A 2,068-nucleotide genomic window follows, 5' to 3' on the forward strand; every position below is an offset into this window, starting at 1 on the left:
TTTTGGATGGTCGGATCGGTTTCCCTGACTTTGGAAGCGATTTGATCTTCAATCTCCCTGCTTAACTGGCTCTGCCCATCATCCAATACCGCAGCGACATAAGCATTTCTTTGTGTAACCACCACATTGGCTTGTTTCACTCCAGGGATCGACACTATTTTTTGCGCCGCTTGGTCTGCTACTAGAATGCGATTATCCGCAGGATTCGTATCCGTTTGTTGTTGTATTCGATCTATCCGATCTGTTCGATTTCCTTGTTGCCTCACCTCATTATTATCGGTACATCCCGTTGCAACGATCGGAAGCACCACAAATGTTAAGGCAATAACCATCTTCATGTATCTTTTGTTTACCATTGTAACCTTCTCCTTTTTCTGCTTAGTAGAATCCTTTTTATATTTCCATTGGATTCCCCATATTATCCTTTTGGTTTTACGAACAATGCAGCCAAAAATGAAAAAATAATCGCTGCAGAAATTCCGGCACTGGTCACCTCAAAAATTCCGGTGATGACCCCGATCCAACCGTCGCTCTTTAATGCCTCAAGCGCACCATGAACGAGCGCATTACCAAAGCTCGTAATCGGCACTGAAGCTCCCGCGCCGGCAAATTCAATGAACGGATCGTACCATCCAATTCCATCGAGAAACGCCCCCAACACAACAAGCAAGCTCATTGTATGGGCCGGTGTGAGCTTAAATACATCGAAACAAAATTGACCGAAGACACAGATTGCGCCGCCAACTAGAAATGCCCATACAAATATCATCACAAACTCCTCCCAGCTTCTATCGATACGGCATGAGCAATACAGGGGATGCTTTCCCCTTGTTGGAAGGAGATCGGGGATAGAAGCGCACCCGTGGCTACAACGAGGATTCGTTTTAATTCGCCCTTTCGCATACGTTTCAGCAAATGTCCATACGTAACAACCGCGGAACACCCACAGCCGCTTGCACCAGACTGAACCATTTGAGTTTCATAATCGTAAATCATCATTCCGCAATCGGAATATTCGGTTTGACCGATTGGGAAGTTATGTTTTTTAAACAATTTACAAGCGATTTCATAACCGATTTTAGAGAGGTCACCGGTTACAATCAGATCATAATAACCAGGTTCAATTTCCAAGTCGCGAAAATGCGCTTGGATCGTATCCACCGCTGCGGGAGCCATCGCCGCGCCCATATTAAACGGGTCTTTAATTCCCATGTCGATTACACGGCCAATCGTCGCAGAAGTGACGACAGGTCCATCACCTTCCGTAGATACTATGGCAGCTCCGGCTCCGGTTACGGTATATTGGGCGGTAGGCGGTTTTTGCGAGCCGTACTCGGACGGATAGCGGAACTGTTTCTCCGCACTGGAATTGTGGCTGCATGTCCCTGCCAACACAAATTTGGCCGAACCGGAATTCACAAGATTTGCCGCTAACGCCAGGCTTTCCATCGATGACGAGCAGGCACCAAATACACCTATGAAAGGGATTGTTAAGGTTCGGGCGGCGAAACTGCTGCTAATAATTTGGTTCATTAAATCGCCGCCGATATAAAAATGCACTTGTTCCTTGGTCAACCCCGCATTTTCGATCGCCAATTTTGCTGCTTCTTCGATCAATACTTTCTCCGCTTTTTCCCAACTTTCTTCTTCAAGCATGGAGTCCCCGTGGATAATGTCAAAATCATTGGCAAGCGGCCCCCTACCTTCAAAAGGACCTACAACCGTTGCCGTTGAACGAATGACCGGTTTGTTTTCAAATATCCAACTCTGGTGTCCTTTCAACATATCAGGATCCCCCTCCGCCTTTAATCAATAGATGCACGATTCCAACAATAAAAGCAGCGACGGTTCCGAATACAATGACCGGGCCTGCCAGCTTAAACATCTTGCCACCGACGCCTAACACCATGCCTTCACTTTGATGTTCGATCGCCGCAGAGGCCATCGAATTCGCGAATCCGGTCACAGGCACGGCAGAACCCGCACCGGCCCACTGGGCAAATTTATCATACACCCCTAAACTGGTCAGGATGACGGAAATAAGTATCAAAACCGCGACCGTAGGATC

The 2,068-nt window shown here is 47.2% G+C and carries 4 protein-coding genes; all 4 read right to left on the reverse strand.

The features are described from left to right. Positions 1-356, reverse strand: a 356-nt coding sequence (locus tag G519_RS46705; RefSeq protein ID WP_208860935.1) for a YhcN/YlaJ family sporulation lipoprotein, incomplete at its 3' end; no start/stop codon positions are given. Positions 357-418: 62 nt separating this feature from the next. Then, positions 419-769, reverse strand: coding sequence for a stage V sporulation protein AE (spoVAE, locus tag G519_RS0138125; protein WP_029198997.1), 351 nt, complete (start codon positions 767-769; stop codon positions 419-421). Next, positions 769-1,785, reverse strand: coding sequence for a stage V sporulation protein AD (gene spoVAD / locus G519_RS0138130; RefSeq protein ID WP_029198998.1), 1,017 nt, complete (start codon positions 1,783-1,785; stop codon positions 769-771). The genes spoVAE and spoVAD overlap by 1 nt, the downstream gene beginning before the upstream one ends. A gap of 1 nt (position 1,786) precedes the next feature. After that, the coding region (locus tag G519_RS0138135) for a SpoVA/SpoVAEb family sporulation membrane protein (RefSeq protein ID WP_029198999.1) at positions 1,787-2,068 on the reverse strand (282 nt) is incomplete at its 5' end.

It is taken from the genome of Paenibacillus alginolyticus DSM 5050 = NBRC 15375 (genome assembly GCF_000422905.1).
Taxonomy (GTDB): Bacteria; Bacillota; Bacilli; order Paenibacillales; family NBRC-103111; genus Paenibacillus_E; species Paenibacillus_E alginolyticus.

Excerpts from the sequence above, each read along its gene's own strand:
- spoVAD (WP_029198998.1), bottom strand. The coding sequence starts at position 1,785 with ATGTTGAAAGGACACCAGAGTTGGATATTTGAAAACAAACCGGTCATT.
- spoVAE (WP_029198997.1), bottom strand. The coding sequence starts at position 769 with ATGATATTTGTATGGGCATTTCTAGTTGGCGGCGCAATCTGTGTCTTC.